This is a genomic window from Serratia sp. LTN-2, assembly GCF_059740205.1.
In genome coordinates this window covers 16,260-32,754 of the sequence record NZ_JCAXDO010000003.1, presented here as the reverse complement: position 1 = coordinate 32,754, position 16,495 = coordinate 16,260, and the positions used below count along the sequence as shown (strand labels likewise).

Genomic DNA, 16,495 nt, shown 5'->3' with positions numbered 1-16,495 from the left:
GTTCTCGCTGCTTGGCCTTACTTTTACGCTTAATGTATGCATTGTTTTAATCTAAATAATCCCGCCATAAAAGAATAAATGTTTATTTATATGGAAATATCAAACTTATTCTCTTAAACGAAGAGGGGGAAGGTGTTGACTTTATGGGGGTTAGACGTTCGATGTTGACGCCGGACAGGCGAAGGAAATTATGTGCTCTTTCCTTGTGGAATACGGCGTGGCGGGCACGCACCGATAACGTTAATCCCCCACTGGTTTCGGGAAATCTGGTTGTCAATGATATTTAAAAAACACCAGAACATTCCGAATTTATACGCATTGCCGAAATTGACAGTTCTGTCTAGCCTTATCGTGCTAAAAGGCGGTTTCCTCTCGGGCGTTAAGCATGAGGGCGGTAGCGTTGTGCCGGCTTTCCATTCCCGCTGGGGGTACCCGCAACGCGGGGAAGAAAGAAGACAGACGAACCAAAACGGTATTGATGTGTTGTGATGCCGGCAAAAGTGAGAGGCGGAGTCGCGACAACAAACCGCTGCGCAAGCTCGCGCGGCATCTGATGAGGAGCAATAACATGTCACTTGAAGCAAAAACGATGGGCAATACCTATCCAATTCCTACTTACCGGTTTGTGGTCTCGGTGGGTAAAGATCAGATGAGTTTCAGCAGTGTGTCGGGTCTCGATCAGTCGGTGCAGTTGGTGAAGTATCAGGATGGCACGGGAAATCTGTATCAGATGCCGGGGCAGGTAGAGCCATTAACCATCACGCTCAAGCGAGGCGTGATGCCCAAGCAAAGCCAACTTTATGACTGGATTAATGCCATCGCTTTCAACCGGGTGGATAAGCGGGATGTGTTGATCAGTCTGACCAATGAAACAGGCTCTGAAGTGCTGGTCACCTGGAATGTAATGAATGCCTTTCCCACCAAGTGGAGCGGGCCGAGCTTGGACGCGACCAGCAATGAGGTTGCCTTTGAAGAACTCACGCTGGCAGCCGATCGCCTGACATTAACATTCAATTGATAGCCGGCGGGGGCAAAAAGCCCGGGGCGATAAATCGGAACGAGAGAGGGATTTATGGCGGATTATAAGGTACCAGGTGTCTATGTGGAGGAGCCGTTCGGGCTGTCTTTGTCGATTCAGACGGGACAGACGGCGGTACCGGTGTTTGCGTTTGACGGTGGCAATACGTTGGCCTCGGCGATGCAGGCCACAGACAAAGTGACGGAATTTACGTCGTGGCTGGAGGTAAGCACGGTCAGGCAAAAAGTCTGGGATACGGCATATGCGGGTGATGGGGGCAATGACGATGCGAAGAAAACAGCTGCGGAGAAAGCCGTCGCGCCGTTCGACGTAGACCGCCTGTACCAGTCTCTGAGGCTGTATTTCATCAATGGCGGGGGCCATTGCTATATAGCCCCGCTGGATAAGTTTGACACATTGGTTCCGGCGCTGGATGACGCGACGTTGCTGGTCCAAGCGGGGTCGACTACCGCGACATTTGTGACAAAAGTCACAGCCCTGTGCGGAACCGGCAAAACCCTGTTTGCACTGTTTGACGGCCCACAAGAGGAGTTGGACACGCCTGCCACAGTAAAAACCAAGGTGCAGGATGGGAATATCTATCCCTCAACGCCTTATGCCGCCGTGTACTACCCGTGGCTGACGGTGCCCTCTGCAGAAAATAATAGTGTCATTGACGTCCCTCCGAGCGGGGCGGTGGCGGGTGTGTATGCTCGGGTAGACAGGCAACGCGGCGTGTGGAAGGCGCCGGCGAACGTCGAAATTATCGGAGCCACCCCCAAGTGCAAGGTTTCGGACGCGGTGGGCGCCGCTTGTAACGTACCTACATCTGGTGGAAAGGCCGTGAATGTCATTCGTGTATTCCGCGGGACCGGGCCGTTGATTTGGGGGGCGCGAACGTTGAATGCAGACAGTGGCGCATGGCGCTACGTGCCGGTGCGACGGTTGTTCAATGCCGCCGAACGGGACATCAAAACGGCGATGAGTATGGCGCTGTTTGAGCCTAACAGTGCGCCGACGTGGGAGCGGGTGCGTGGCGCGGTGGAGAGCTATGTGCATGGCCTCTGGCGCCAGGGCGCCCTGCAGGGGGAATCCCCGGCGCAGGCGTATTTTGTGCACATTGGCCTCGGCACGACCATGACCCAGGACGACATCAATAACGGCCGGATGATTGTGAAAGTCGGGCTGGCCGCGGTGCGCCCGGCAGAGTTTATCGTACTGCAACTGACACAGGATGTGGTGCCGGCCTGACGGGTGCAATGAAACGGGCGGTGCCCCCGGTACCGCGGCGTATGACCAACGAGAGGACGAGTCATGAGCGAAGTGTATGCAGTGCCGGGTGTGTATGTAACGGAATTCAATGGGCCATCAATAAGTATTCAGAATGGCGAAACCGCAATCCCGGTCTTTCTGGGTTTTTTCACTCCGAAGCCCCCCCATGAGACGCCGGCAACGTTGATGTGCGTGCGTGTTGAGAGCTGGCTGGACTTTACCCAACAATTTGGTCCCTCAGACCATATTACCGTTGATGCTACAGCAAAAACAATCCATACGACGTCCTATATGGGGGCCCATAGCGTTCGGTTGTACTTCGAGAACGGCGGCGGGCCCTGTTACGTACTGAACATCCGCCGGGAGGGGGCCAAGGATATCACGCAGACTGTTCTGGGACAGATAACCCCGGCTATCGAGCAGTGTCCTGACATTACGTTGTTGTGCTGGTGCGAATTCGTCAATCAGAAAATGGATACCGCTATTTACGGCGAGCTAGGCAAACTGTTGGCCGCAAGCGAGACTTCAGGCGGCAATCCCGGTCGATTTTTATTGACCGATGCCTGGCCGGTAGGCAAACCGGAAACACCGTCGGAGTGGACGTTCACAGCACCTGACGTGGTGGAAAAAACACAGGTAGCGAGCTATTTCCCGGCATTGCTGACCGGTTATGTGCGGGATTACCGCGACTATGTGGCTCAACCGTCCTCGCCGGGATATGAACAACTGATTAAGGTTGAAAACTTCTCCGAGGCTGATTTGAAAAAGCTTAGAGATATTAAAGTAGTAGAGGCCAGCTCGACATCAATTCCACTCGGTACGCTCAGGAAAAAAATCAACAGTCTTACTGGTAATGATAAAACTGCCGCTCAGGCAATCTTAACCCCCATCGACACTCTTATCCAACAACAGCTCCCCGCGTTGCCAGACAAATCCGACCCTGTGGTCTTGCGGGCCAGCGTGGCGATGGCGGGGGTCTATGCCCGTGTAGATCGCGAGCGCGGGGTGTGGAAAGCGCCGGCCAACGTCGGGTTGGTGGGCGTGACGGGGCTGATTGCTCAAGGGTTTGCGAATAAAGAAACAAAATGGTCCGACGCCATCCCGGTCCGCGTCGACGATGCGTTGAACACAAAACTGGTCGATGCAGGGATTAATGCTGTCCGGGCGTTCAGTGGGCAGGGCATACGCGTGTGGGGGGCTCGCACCATGAGCCCGCCCGCACAGACGGCCTGGCGGTATGTGTCGGTACGGCGATTGTTCAACACCATCGAACGCGATGCCCGTGCCGCATTGCATACCGCCGTTTTTGAGCCCAACAGTTCTCTGACCTGGGAACGGGTGCGCGGGGCGCTGGATAACTACCTTAATGCGCTGTGGCGCCAGGGGGCACTGCAGGGCGAGACACCCGCGCAGGCGTATTTTGTACACATCGGCCTTGGCACGACCATGACCCCGAAAGATATCACCGACGGCAAGATGATTGTGAAAGTGGGCGTAGCGGCGGTGCGCCCGGCGGAGTTCATCATCCTGCAACTGACTCAGGATGTCGTTGCCGGGTGAGGTTAGGATGAGCCTCTGGCAGGCGTGCTGACGAGGAGGCTGGAGTAATGGGGAGAGAACGAGATGAGTGAGCAACCGTGGCTGGAGCCGGGCGTCAGGTTGATGGATACCATGATGCCGATGACGGAAAGGGATGACACTCTTCCGAGTGCGGTCCCTGTGTTCATCGGCTGGCGAGTCGACACCCCGAAGAATGACGCGGTACGTCTGGCGTACCTTGACTCCTGGGACCGGTCGCAAGGAATGGGTGAGGGACTGGCACCGTATCTGTGGGATACGGTGCGGCATTATTTCGATAATGGGGGCGGCCCCTGCTATGTGCTTGAGGGGCACTTGCCGGCGGTGACAACGCACCGTGTTACCGACACAAAGACATGGTGGACAGACTTCCTCAAGGCGGTGTGTGGACGGTTGTTGACAGAGCCAGGGATCACACTGGTGGCGATGCCACAACTGGTTTGGCTGGCTGAGCAGATTCATCAAGGGGGGGAACCGGCGGAGACATTCCTCTCGTTGTGGCAGGGGTTGCTGCAGGCCTGCAGCAGCCGTCCCGATCTGTTTTTTGTGTTGGATGCGCCGAGGGAACCGACGGTAGCCAGCACCTGTATCGCCGCACTTCGTTCGTCGCATGCTCTGGGGGATGCCGTTCAACGTGTGGCGCTCTACGGTCCGCATCTGGTGACAGATTATCCCGACCCCACCCGTCGGGAGGCGTTTTGCATTGTTCCCCCGTGCGGGGCAGTGTTGGGCGTCTACGCGCGATGTGACGTGTCGGACGGGGTGTGGAAAGCCCCGGCCAATGTGCCGTTGTTGCATGTGGTTAAGCCGGAGTTCCGGGAGACGCTGGCCCGAGGGTGGTTTGATGTGGAGAAAGCCCCGATTAATCTGATCCGCAGTTTTGCCGGCCGGGGCACCCGGGTCTGGGGATGCAGAACGCTGGCCAGCAGAACCCCTTTTCGGTATGTGCAGGTGCGCCGCGCCGTGACCTGGATAGAAGCCAACCTGAAACAGATCTGCCGCTTTGCGGTGTTCGAGCCGAATAACGACATTACCTGGTTTCAACTTCGCGGGCTGTGCAGTGCCTGGTTGCGCAGAGTGTGGCTGGAAGGTGGCCTGGCCGGTGCAGACGAAACCGCGGCGTACTCGGTTCGGGTGGGGGTAAACGAGAGCATGACCGCGGACGACGTGGCAGCAGGACGTCTGATCATTCAGGTCGGCGTGGCGCTGTTGCATGCTGCGGAGTTCATCGAGGTGAAACTGGAGCTGACCGTGGGCGAAAGCCCGGAACGTTTGGGGAGTGAATCATCATGACGTCACCGTGGATGAGTGCACCGAGTTTGTCACATCGATTTTTGGCGACGTTCTTTATCAAGGGGATCCCAAGCCCAATGGACGTCCGGTTTGCGCGGATTTCAGGGTTGGGGCGCGAGCTGCAGGTCACGGGATTGCGCGAAGGTGGGGATAACCTGGGGACAGTCAATCTGGCGGAGCGTGTGACACACGGTACGTTGGTGTTTGAACGCGGTGTGGCGACCGTGACCCCCGTTACGTTGTTGTTCGAGCGGGCACTGGGCCAGTTCGCGCCAATGTATCTGAAGGTTGTGATCCTCCTGCTTGATGGCCATTCGCGGCCACAATGCGGCTGGACGATAACGGATGCATTGCCCGTCAAATGGCACACCGGCGACCTTGACGCGACAGGAAACACGGTGCTGATCGACACGCTGGAGCTGGCGTATCACGAGTTGCACTGGGCGGGGGGAGTGGGATGACACTGGAGATACGGGAGTTGGTTATTGAAGCGCGGGTGGTCAATGACAGTCCTCAAGGGGGAGCCACGGTGGCAAGGCCGGGAAACAGCGAAGACGACCTGGCGCGTTGGGTGGATCTGGTGACCCGGCGGGTACTGGAAGCACTGGATGAACAACGGGAGCGACGGTGATGGGACTGTTAGAACGCGGATTGGCGAAACTGACCCTGGAAGCCTACCAGGGTGACAATCAGGTGAAGAAGATCGGCTCGCTGACGGCGATGTACAACCCGGAGTCGATCAATCTGGACTATGGGGCAACGTATCAAACAGCGGCCGGCGTGAATCAGCACCATGACGTGAGCTGGTTCAGACAGGTTGACCCCCCCACGCTGAGTTTGGCGTTGATTTTAGATGCGCGGGGGCCACAGGGCGGGCAGCCTGTAGATCAGCAATTGAGCACCCTGCGCGCCCTGTGCTTCACGGTGGACGAGAACGGAGAAGCCCCTTACCTGCGAGTCAGCTGGGGCAGCATGAGCTGGCATGGGCATGGTTTTTTTTCGGGACGACTCACCCAGTTGTCCATTGCCTACACCCTGTTTGACCGAAACGCGAAACCGCTACGGGCAACGGCCACTTTGACGCTCAAAGGGCAAACGAGCGACGAAATGGCAAAACTCAGCGCGATGCGGGCACCAGGAAAGCAGATGTTGCGGATGCCGGATAAAACCTCGTTGCCGCAGTTACTGGCTCAATCAACGATGGTGGTGGGAAGCGTGGGGTATCTGGCGACGGCGTATGCGAACGACGCGGATAACCTGAGTGGATGGACGCCGGGGCAGATGCTGATCGCACATTAATGCCATGCGCGTCGGACGCCCGTACCGAGGCGGAGGAAAATCACCATGACCGATAAATCATTCAACGGCCGAATAACCCAGGCCCTGGACACCCTGACCGCGCACCCTGTCGCGCCAGATGGGGGGGCGGGGACACCGGATGCGCCGGCGACCCCGCTGAATGCGTGGGCGGACAAGATTGGCACTGTGGCTGCGGTGGCGGGCGCCGTGGCTACCGTGACAGGCTCTGTGCCTGGCTTGTCGCAAAAGGGAAAAAACACGGCGATCGCCCCGTTAACGGTGGTAATACACCTGGGGGGCCAGGCCGTAGATCCGACGACGGTATTTATCGAAAAGTTGCAGACTCGGCACGCGGTCAACGAAATCCCGTCGGCGATGGTGGTATTGAGTCTCCCGCATTCGGCGCCGGATGATTACACGGCGCTGGATCAGCTGATGGGCAGGTGTCAGATCGGGCAATCTGCCACGGTGAGGGTAGATCAGATGACGGTGTTTGACGGGGTGGTAGGGGACGTGAAGGTGAGTAGCGACGCATCCGGCCGGCGCGTGAAAGTCCGGTTGAGACACGCGTTGCAGGGGCTGAAGTCCACGTTGACGAGTCGCATCTGGACCTCGCAGCCGGACACCACGTTGATCCGCGAGGTGCTGCACACACATCAGATCAAGAACACCGTGACGTTGGCGGTGAGTGAGGCCGTGCAGCGGTTTCAGTGGAACTGTTCGGATTGGTATTTCTTGCGGGCGGTGTTGGGGCTGCATGGGGCCTGGTTGTGGCCCCATGCGGACGGCAGCGTGACGGTGCAGTCCCCCGGACTGGGGGGCAAAGCGCACCGGATATCGGCAACACCCGGGCCAGGGGGCGTGACGCTCCTTGATGCCGAATGGGGCTATTCAGGGGTAAACCAGCGCAGCCCACTGTCAATGCAGAGTTGGGACCTGAGTACGCAGTCAGTCGTGAAGAAAACGGCAAAAAAACCGTCCCTGGGGAGCGGCGGATTATCGCCGGCGAAGGTGAAAGCCCTGGGCAGGGCGGGAATGACCCTGTTAACGGGGCAATGGGACGGGGCACACCAGCAGGCTGCGGTGAACGGTTGGCTCGCCGCACAGCAGGCTCAGGCGGTCAGAGTTCGATTAACGGTGGCGGGTTGCCTGGCGTACCAGGTGGGGGACACGTTGGTGCTTGATGGCTTCGGTTCCCACCTCAGCGGTCAAGGCATAGTGACCCAGGTGGAATACCAATGCAGCGTCAACGGGCGGCAGGGCAAGACGGTGATCGGCATAGGCCTGGACGAAGAGGTGGCGTCGGCACCGCCGCTGTCGGTGCCGACGGGTCAGGTCATTGGCCAGGTGGCGCCGTTTCAGGCCGATCCCCACCGCCACTGGAACCGGCTGCCGGTGACGATACCGTTACTGGGGCGGGACGTTATCTGGGCACGAATGGGGCATGTGTATGCCAGCAAGAACAGCGGTGTCACGTTTTATCCGGAAGCGGGTGATGAGGTGGTACTGGGGTTTGTGGGCGGTGACCCGGTCATCCTCGCGTCACTGCACAACCCGAAACGAACGGCGGCCATTGAACCGAGCGCGAAGAATGCGAAAAAAGGCATGGTGTTACGCCATGACGGTCAGCGTATGGAACTGAGTGTTGACCGTGACGCACATCGGTTCACCTGGGCGCTGGGGACGGATAAGACGCCGGAACAGCAGATGGTGGCAGATCAGGAGAAAGGCGTGGTGCTCACGAGCCAAAAGGGCAACGTGGCCGTTGAGGTCAGGGCGGGCGAAATGTCCGTAACGACGAAGAAAAACATCAGGCTGGAAACTGAAGAGCAGGTCACGGTCACCGGCAAGACCGGGGTCACGGTCACCGGCGGCAAGGATGTGATCCTGGACGCGAAGGCGCAACTGGTTGGTCACGGTAAGACCCGGGTTGAAATGGCGAGTGCGGCAGGGAAACTGGAGCTCTCACCGGAGAAGGCGAATTTGTCGGCCAATCAGACCCGCGTAGTAGGCACGTTGACCGTGGATATCCAGGGGAACGAGGCCGTGAAGATGAAGAGCTCAAAAGTCGACCTCACCGGTGACGTCCAGGTGGCGATAGCGGGCGCAACGGTGTCGGTCAAGGGAACGGCACAGGCGAGCGTAGAGGCGGCCGCAGTGAAAGTGACCGGCGAGATGACGGACGTCGGCGGTGCAGGCACCACCAATGTGAAGGGGACCCTGATCAACCTGGGGTAAGGCACGTGAATAAAGGGCGCGGAGCACATAATGAACAATCACGATAAAGAGCTGACCCGGCTATACGGTGCGGGTTGGGCATTTCCGGTGCGTTTCAAAACACCGTCGCCGGATTCCTCTTTGGACTCTGCGCTGGAGATGTCAGCGGGAGTGGATAACGTCGCCCAGAGTTTGAAGGTGCTGTTTCAGACTCAACCCGGTGAGCGGATCATGCGGCCTGCGTACGGCTGTGACATGCAGTCTGCCGTGTTCGCGAACCTGTCGGAAGGCACGCTGGCGGCGTTACGCAACCGGATTGCCGAGAGTGTGGCACGCCACGAGCCCCGGGCAGAAGACGTGGCTATCATGGTGGAGGAAGACAGGGCTCTCCCGGGGATGTTACGTATCACGGTACGGTACCGGCTGGCGGGGCTGGAGCAGCAGTTGACCGGTCAACTGAACCGGGTAGAGGGGATGGGCGGAGGCGCAAACGCATGGGCGATTTACTAGTGGCAAGCGGAGATTGGGTGGAGTTTGAGCCCTCGTTTGGCAACCGGACGTTGTTGGCCCCGGCAAAGGCTGTGCTGATGGGCTCTGGGCACTTCATGGTGACCGGTAAACCCGGTTGCGTGATCGGTGATTTGAACAAGGTGGTGGTGCCGGGCGTACCCTATACGTCAGGCAATTTTACCGTGCCGGGCGTGGGCATGGTTCAACTGGTGATAGCTGGGCTGGATCAGACGGCCCATACCGTCTTGAGTGGTCTCCCTGTCCTGCTCAAAGGAAGCCAGTGCCAGGCGATATTTACACCCACCGCCCCGGCGACGGATCCGAGTACAGGCCTACCGGATCCGACAGTGGGTGTTCCCACACCAGGCAAAGGCAGTTTCAACGTGTTCCAGAACAAGGTGACGGCGAACTGACGGCGTGACAGAGGTAAGACAATGACCGAAGAAACGAAGAAGGCAACAGGCAGGGCGGCGAAGAACAACAAAGATACTGCAACATTTGTGCTGGATGACCGTTCGATCGGCAGGCTGTTGGAGGCTTTCAGGTTGTACTGTCAGCGCCTGCCGTTGGATCAACACCATGATGAAATAACGGGACCGGGGAGGATCAACTGGGCGCAGGTGATGTTGGGTTATAAGGCCGGGACCGTCATCGATGCGTCTGTCGATACGTTGTTGCGCCAGGAAAGTGAAAAGGACTGGTCATCCGTACGCGAACAGCTGGTGCAATTGTACGAGGATCCGGCACAGGCCGATGGCCAGTTGCCGCCGGAACGTGCCTTTCTGTTGGGGATGCTGGGGATGCTGGAGACGCCCCGCGCCTTGTTGAATCAGTTGCCGGCGCTGCATCGGACATTGTACTACCAGCAGATGCTGGCGTTGACACCGCAGGCCGCGCAGGCGGACCGGGTGACGGTGCACTTTACCCTGGACAAGGGCGTGCGCGAGCAGGTATTGCCTGCGGGGTTGTCGCTGGATGCAGGACAGGACCAGGCTGGCAATGTGCTGCGGTATGCCCTGGCGCAACCGCTGGCGGTGAATGAGGCGCGCATTACAGATATCCGATGGGTGGTGCGTGACCCCTGTGTACCGGGTGGTCGTCGGGCGCGGGTGGTCATGGACGAGGCGGCAGATCTGTCCTGGCCTAACGGGGGCGTACGGCTGTTCGGCGCGTCACCGGCAAAAGCCGGGGAGGCGCCCGGGCCTGATACCGATCGCGCAGTAGACAGTGGGCGGATTGTCGAGTCGCCGGTGCTGGCGGTAGCCGGCGGTGTTCGTACCTGGACGGTGACGCTGGCGGCCGACATGCCAGGGGCCGACATACCAGGGGCATTGTTGGCCTCGGTGAGCATGGGGGATGCGTGGGTCGTGCTAACCTGTAGCAAGGTGGATGCCAAAACATGGAAAGTGGCGCTATCTGCGGAGGACGGCGTGCCAACTGCGGTCACTTCGTTGGACGGCCTGGTGTCCACGGCGCCACTGTTGCGACTGACCAGCAAAACGGGCGTGCCAGTACCGAAGATCGACACACTGAAGGTCGAGGTGCAAGGGGCCGTGGGGGTGCATATTGCTAATGACGACGGCACGATATTATCGGAAGGCGGGTTGCCCTTTGGTGAGACGGCGGATGTCGGGCGGGGCGTGAATCTGATGTCGCCGGACTGGTGGAGGCTCGGATCAATGTTGACACAGGTGACGGTAACCCCGACGTGGGTGGGGTTACCGTCCGTATCCTTTAAACAATGGTATGGACCTGATCGCAGCCAGCAGGATAACGACTGGCTGTATGTGGACAGTAACCTCAATGTCACCACGAAGGATAAGGGGTTTAAGCCCAGCGCGCTGGGAAAAGGTGATAAGGCAGCGCTTGCGGATCGTGTCAAGAATGGTGCGGACATCAGCGTACCTGTGGACCCGGGGTATCCGGGCAAACCGGTAAATAACCAGCACTTCACCGTGGAAAGTTCACTGATCATGAAGGGACAATCTCCCTCATCGGTTGGCGGTCCAACATCGTTGTTCAAACCGGCAGCCGATGAGGCACCCGCTGGACAATCTCTGTCCATTTCACCGATTTCCATGTCCTCTCCGACCCTCGATACGCTAGCCCCGGACGAGGACGAACCGGCACACTGGCCGTGGTACGTCCGTTTGCAACTGAAGACATCGTTTCTGCAAAACGAATACGTGGCTCATCAAAATGCCCCGCTGGAGACGGTGATATTTTTGACCGAGAAAAAGAGTACGCAGCTGGTTCCTCTCACAGAGGACGGTGAGGGCGGCAAGGTTTACAAGATGGTTGAGCACGGCAAGACAAGTAAGGGGGAGCCTATTTTAATGCCGGCCATGCAAGAGGTGTCGACCGCCCTGGTCACGCCGGTGCCGGTATTACTGCCAAAGGCACAGTGGAATCCGCCTTATGTACCGCAATGGTCGAGTGTGCGAGTCGATTATATGGCGCACGACACGCAGGTGAGCCAGCGGGTTATCCTGCCGTTCGGCTATGCCCCGGAAGACCCAGTGTTGACGCAGTCGCCTGCGGAGGCCGAACTGTATCTGGGCATTGACGGAATTGAGGCGGCGCAGTTGCTGACTCTGCACTGGCAGTTGAACAGTCCCGCACCTGTGCCGCTGGAGTGGCAATACCTGACGCCAGGGGAACGCTGGGCGCGGTTGCCGGTGAATGATGGCACAAACGGGTGGCAAACGAGTGGCGTTGTGTCGGTCGACTGGCCGGGCGATGCCAGCCGGACATCGACCAGTCTGCCCACCGGCAGGCTGTGGCTGCGGGTACGCCAGCTGACACCACGTGAAGTGAAGCAGGTGATATTCCCGCCCGCCCCCTGGTTGCCGGGCTCCCCCTGGTTGATGGGGCTGCTGACCAATGCGGGTACAGCGCGCCTGGTCGCGCCGGAGCTGGTGTCGGCGTCGCATTTAGAGGCCGGTTTGCCGGCCGGGCGAATAACACAGGCGCTGGATGCACCGACGTCTCTGCAGGCGATCACGCAACCGTGGCCGTCGGAAGGCGGCCGTGCAGCGGAGACGCGCGAGATATTTGAGGCGCGTGTCGCGCGACGTTTGCGGCACCGTGAGCGTGGTTTGAACAATCTTGACCTGATGATGTTGTTGCAGGAACGCTATGCCGACATTCGTGAAATGGCGGTGTTGCCAATTCTTGATGGTCTGGACGGGGTGCAGAAACAGAAAATGGTGGTCATGCCTGGGCAGGTGTTGAGTGACAGTGACGACAGGCGACGGCCGGGGTTGAGCGACACGCACTTGAAGGAAATGGTGGAAACACTGAAAACGGGCACCTCGCCGTGGCTGAAGCTGGAATGCGTCAATCCCGAGTATGTGCCGGTCAGTGTCAGCTGGCAGATTGATTATACACCGGGCCTGAGTCGCTCGGTCGGGGATGCTCGGGTGAAAGCGACTCTGGAAGCCGCCTTTATGCCCTGGGCGAATGAGGATGATGACCGCGGACAGCCGGTAATAGGCCGGGCAGTGTCGCACAGTGCGGTGCGTCAAGTTCTGCGTCAGGTGCCGGAAGTCGCCTCCGTCAGGCAGGTATACATCAACGGCGAGGCCCAACAAGACCCATTCGTGACGCCCTCACAGGTGATGGTATTGACCTGCCTTCCGCTGGAATATACCGGGCTGACGATTGCATGGGTTGATGCCAGCGAGCAGCGGTATGGCGAGTGGGCGGTGACCAGCAGCACGAACAATACGCTACCAGCGACGCTGATCGTTACGGTACCGAAGCTCGTGCGGGGGCTGGGGGCTGCCCCCATCCCGGCGGAGACCGACAAGGTGTATTTGGTGGATTTAGCAACGGGCCAGCGCCTGCCGAAGGTCGCGGCACCGGGTGTCAACCTGTGGGCGACATCGGTGGACAAAATACGGGGACAGGCTCAGTCTCTGCCGGCTTCGCCGGGTGCGAGTCGCTGTATCTTTGAGGTATCCGCTGTGGCCGGCGCCTGCGGTGTCTATCACTTGGGCGTGGCCGTGGCATTGACGGTGAATGGCATACCGGACGTGACCTTGCCGTCGGCGGCGATCGGTGAGTGCGTGGTATTGCGTGTGCAAGCGCCTGAGGGGCAATGATGACAAGGTTGACGGCGATACGCGCCTGCCTGCGTGCTAATAACGGTGTCCCGCTGCACGCCAGCGGGGCAGACTCAGTCCCGGGGCCAATGCCGGGCAGAAACCAAAAGGATAATCACCATGGCTGATACCCGCAATGTCGCTTCCCTGCCTCTGACGCCGGTGAGTGAAGCCGTGCAGGAGCAGATCCATTTCGATACGCTATGGGCAACGGTACAAGCGGCACTGGTGGTGTATGCGGGACAACGGTGGAGCGCCCATGATGAGGATGATCCTGGGGTGACGCTGTTGCAGGCGTTTGCCTACGGCGTATCGGACATCAGTTATCGTCACACCTTGCCCCTGACCGATTTACTCACGGAGGAAAAAAGGCCCTCCCCCCCTGCGACACCACCGTCACAGTCCGACGATCCAATAACATATTTGGATCATGACGGGATTTTTGCGCCCGAGTTTGGCCCGGAATGGGCATTGACCAGCAGTCCGGTCACGCTCGACGATTACCGGCGAGCCATCCTGGATTTGACGGTCGATGGCGTGTTCTGTTTTCGGGATGTACAGATTGCGGTGATGTCGGAGACGAAGAGTTATCAGTATCACTACAATCCGAACAATTATGCTTTCCAGTTTGGGGGAGATGGGGAAAAACACCGGGTCGAAGGCCAGTATTGGCTGGCGGTCACCCTGACACCGGGTGTCGCTGCATCGAAAGCGACACCGGTATTGGACACGTATCTGAAAACCCACCGCAACCTGTGCGAAAAGGAGATGGTTCCGCAGCCGTTCGTGACGGTGGATATCCAGACTCCAAAGGTTCAGCTTTTTTTGGATGACGACCTGCCGGAGGGCGAGGCGATGGTACAGGTGGTGACGCAGGCGTTGTGGGCCATCAATCAGGCTCTGCTGCCGGCGCCGGTCCGTGAACAGGCCGTGGCCCGGCTGGCCCGGGGCGAAACCGCGGAGCAGGTGTATGTCGGCCCCCGTCTGGAGTATGGCTGGCTCTCGCCCTTGCCGCCAATGCGACCGATAGAGGGTGGAGCATTGGTGGCTGATTCCGTGCAGGTACAAGAGTTGACGGCGGCGGTCGTCGGCGTCGTTCCGGGTGTCAACGCGGTTAACTGGGTAAATCCTGCCGATATTCAGGTACCGGAGAACAAGCAAGTGCAACTGTGGGTTGACGCGATGGGTGACCTGCAATCCCCTGGAAACTATATCCAACTGTACAAACGGGGGCAGCTGGTCGCGAATACGCGGTGGGAAAAGGAAGTGATTACAACTTACAACCTGTTGAACCAAACCGCGCCACGAGCAACAAAGGACATCGCACGGCGGTTGCGCAACGGGCGCAACCGCAATCCGGGTTTTTATCGGACCGTCGGGGCAAGTTTGCCTCCCGTCTATGGATTGCAGCAAGCGGCAGAGGATTTTGGCCAGGATAATGATGCCCAACACCTGATGCGGTTTTTGCGCCCTTTTGAACAGCTGTTGGCCAACCGGGCGGACCAGCTGAAAAAACTGCCGCGGATGCTGGCGTTTGATGGCCGGGACGCGGATGCTGCCTTGTGGGGGGCGGCCCAATGGCCGCGGGAAAGCGATGACCCGCTGGCGCTTGAGCAAACCCAGGTTCTCTTGAAGAAATCCGTGCGGGAGACGTTAGATAACGAAGTCGTGCGGCAATCACAGGACAACGAAAAAGAGCTGACGATCCTGGACCACCTGTTGGGTTACTTCGGTGAGCGCCGTGCCCCTCGGGCACTTATCGTGAGTGCTGATCCGAAGAGTAATGAGACGGTATTTCGTCACGTGCAGCAGGGGTTTCTGCGTCAGGTGACGCGCCTGGCCTATGAACGTGCGTCCATCAGCATCAGCAGGGTATCGGCATTGCAGCGCAAGGTCGCTGCCCGGCTCGGTGTGGGCGAGGCGTTGTTTGACGAGCGGTTGCAAGCCACCGGGGCCTCGTTTCCGAAGCAGGCACTGCCGTTCTATATGATTGAACATCAGGAACTGCTTCCTCAACATCCCGAGACGAGCAGCGAGGTGGGGGGGTGGCCTGCTGATCAAACGGTGAGTACGCCGACGGTTGCAGACGATACGCTGACGCTGACGCTGGCAGGTGCAGCCGTGAAAAACCTGAAGCCAGGGCAGCTAATTGAATTAAAGGGTGAGAGTAGTGATGGTCAATTACCCATACTCGAGCCGTTGACGGCCATCGTGATCCATACCGTTGACCCTGCTGCGGGAAAGGTCAGCATTCAACTGGGGCAACAGACCCGACTGGGCCGCAGTGTGCCTCTGTTGAAGAACGAAGAGTATGCATGGTGCTGGCGGGTGTCCCAGGTCTGGCTTAAGCGCGTGGTCTATGAGCTGAGTTTTCTGAATAAACCCGACGATAAGGCCGAGACCGTCACCCTGAAAGTTACCCCGTCCTTCCCGGTCGAATTGACGCCAGGGGAACGTTTTGCCTTGCGCCCTAGGGGACGCTGGCTAACCTGGCCAACCGCCGCCGACCTGACAACCAACGCGCTTAAAAATCTGCCGGATGTGGTTGTTGAGGTGGTCAAGGCGGAGCCTCTTTTGGGCAGGGTGACGGTCAGGTGGATAGCCGCCTCCGTTCCGACAATAACTGCAGGGCCACCGCTGACCGTGTCCCCCGTCAGGCTGAATGGGGTGACACCGAATACGTCGTACCAGTGGGGTAAATTAACGGATCACGAAACACCTTATGCTTGGGCAATGCCTTACACCCATGACAGTTTCGCCTTCACACTGAGTATCGTACTGAACCGGGCGTGGTTGAAAGACAGCCAAAATCCGGAGGCGTTAAGCCAGTGGATACAGGACATTGTGCGTGAGGAAATGCCAAGTCACCTGAAATTGCAACTGCACTGGCTTGATGAGCAAGACTTTTTCAACTTCGCGAACAAATACCGGGAGTGGCAGAACGATTCCCGGCCTGTGGGTGACCAGTCGTTCGAACTGTTACGCCTGTTGGGTATTGGTGAGCGCCCGGTTGATGAACGGGCGGGGATAGGTTTTGTCAGGATCGTCAACACGGCAGAAAGGGATGCAATCAAAAAAAGAGCGGATGGAATGAAGGGCGCGGCGCGGGAGGGCGTGCTGAAACACGAATCTGTCGTCTACGTCCGTGGCTCGACATCGCCGCTTGAACCGCCAAAAAACGGTTCCTGAAAACAGGGATACG

Annotated in this window: 12 protein-coding genes; all 12 read left to right on the top strand. The window is 58.6% G+C overall.

The window, feature by feature from the left end:
• Positions 1 to 568 precede the first annotated feature (568 nt).
• The 12 genes from AC6BYQ_RS07280 (at position 569) to AC6BYQ_RS07225 (ending at position 16,482) form a co-directional block, all read left to right on the top strand.
• Positions 569 to 1,018 (top strand): phage tail protein, encoded by a 450-nt coding sequence (locus tag AC6BYQ_RS07280; RefSeq protein WP_273852420.1) that lies wholly within the window; start codon positions 569 to 571, stop codon positions 1,016 to 1,018.
• A gap of 54 nt (positions 1,019 to 1,072) precedes the next feature.
• The gene (locus tag AC6BYQ_RS07275) at positions 1,073 to 2,269 is read left to right on the top strand and encodes a phage tail sheath family protein (protein WP_311271993.1); all 1,197 of its coding nucleotides are present in this window, start codon (positions 1,073 to 1,075) and stop codon (positions 2,267 to 2,269) included.
• A 63-nt stretch (positions 2,270 to 2,332) separates the two neighbouring features.
• Positions 2,333 to 3,850, top strand: coding sequence for a phage tail sheath family protein (locus AC6BYQ_RS07270; RefSeq protein ID WP_311271994.1), 1,518 nt, complete (start codon positions 2,333 to 2,335; stop codon positions 3,848 to 3,850).
• 63 nt (positions 3,851 to 3,913) lie between these two features.
• Complete coding sequence (locus AC6BYQ_RS07265; RefSeq protein ID WP_311271995.1) at positions 3,914 to 5,161, top strand: phage tail sheath family protein; 1,248 nt, start codon at positions 3,914 to 3,916, stop codon at positions 5,159 to 5,161.
• A complete protein-coding gene (locus tag AC6BYQ_RS07260; protein WP_273852428.1) occupies positions 5,158 to 5,622 on the top strand; it encodes a phage tail protein in 465 nt (154 codons plus the stop codon). The genes AC6BYQ_RS07265 and AC6BYQ_RS07260 overlap by 4 nt, the downstream gene beginning before the upstream one ends.
• The gene (locus tag AC6BYQ_RS07255) at positions 5,619 to 5,792 is read left to right on the top strand and encodes a DUF5908 family protein (RefSeq protein WP_273852431.1); all 174 of its coding nucleotides are present in this window, start codon (positions 5,619 to 5,621) and stop codon (positions 5,790 to 5,792) included. Before AC6BYQ_RS07260 ends, AC6BYQ_RS07255 begins: the two co-directional genes overlap by 4 nt.
• Complete coding sequence (locus tag AC6BYQ_RS07250; protein ID WP_273852432.1) at positions 5,792 to 6,460, top strand: CIS tube protein; 669 nt, start codon at positions 5,792 to 5,794, stop codon at positions 6,458 to 6,460. The genes AC6BYQ_RS07255 and AC6BYQ_RS07250 overlap by 1 nt, the downstream gene beginning before the upstream one ends.
• 45 nt (positions 6,461 to 6,505) lie before the next feature.
• Complete coding sequence (locus tag AC6BYQ_RS07245) at positions 6,506 to 8,698, top strand: phage baseplate assembly protein V (RefSeq protein WP_311271996.1); 2,193 nt, start codon at positions 6,506 to 6,508, stop codon at positions 8,696 to 8,698.
• A gap of 30 nt (positions 8,699 to 8,728) precedes the next feature.
• Entirely contained in the window at positions 8,729 to 9,187 is a 459-nt protein-coding gene (locus tag AC6BYQ_RS07240; RefSeq protein ID WP_274851631.1) for a GPW/gp25 family protein, read from the top strand.
• On the top strand, positions 9,172 to 9,600 hold the full coding sequence (locus AC6BYQ_RS07235) for a contractile injection system spike tip protein (RefSeq protein ID WP_311271997.1): 429 nt from the start codon (positions 9,172 to 9,174) through the stop codon (positions 9,598 to 9,600). Before AC6BYQ_RS07240 ends, AC6BYQ_RS07235 begins: the two co-directional genes overlap by 16 nt.
• A 21-nt stretch (positions 9,601 to 9,621) precedes the next feature.
• Entirely contained in the window at positions 9,622 to 13,293 is a 3,672-nt protein-coding gene (locus AC6BYQ_RS07230; RefSeq protein WP_311271998.1) for a baseplate J/gp47 family protein, read from the top strand.
• Positions 13,294 to 13,413: 120 nt separating this feature from the next.
• Positions 13,414 to 16,482 (top strand): baseplate wedge protein, encoded by a 3,069-nt coding sequence (locus AC6BYQ_RS07225; protein WP_311271999.1) that lies wholly within the window; start codon positions 13,414 to 13,416, stop codon positions 16,480 to 16,482.
• Positions 16,483 to 16,495: the final 13 nt, after the last annotated feature.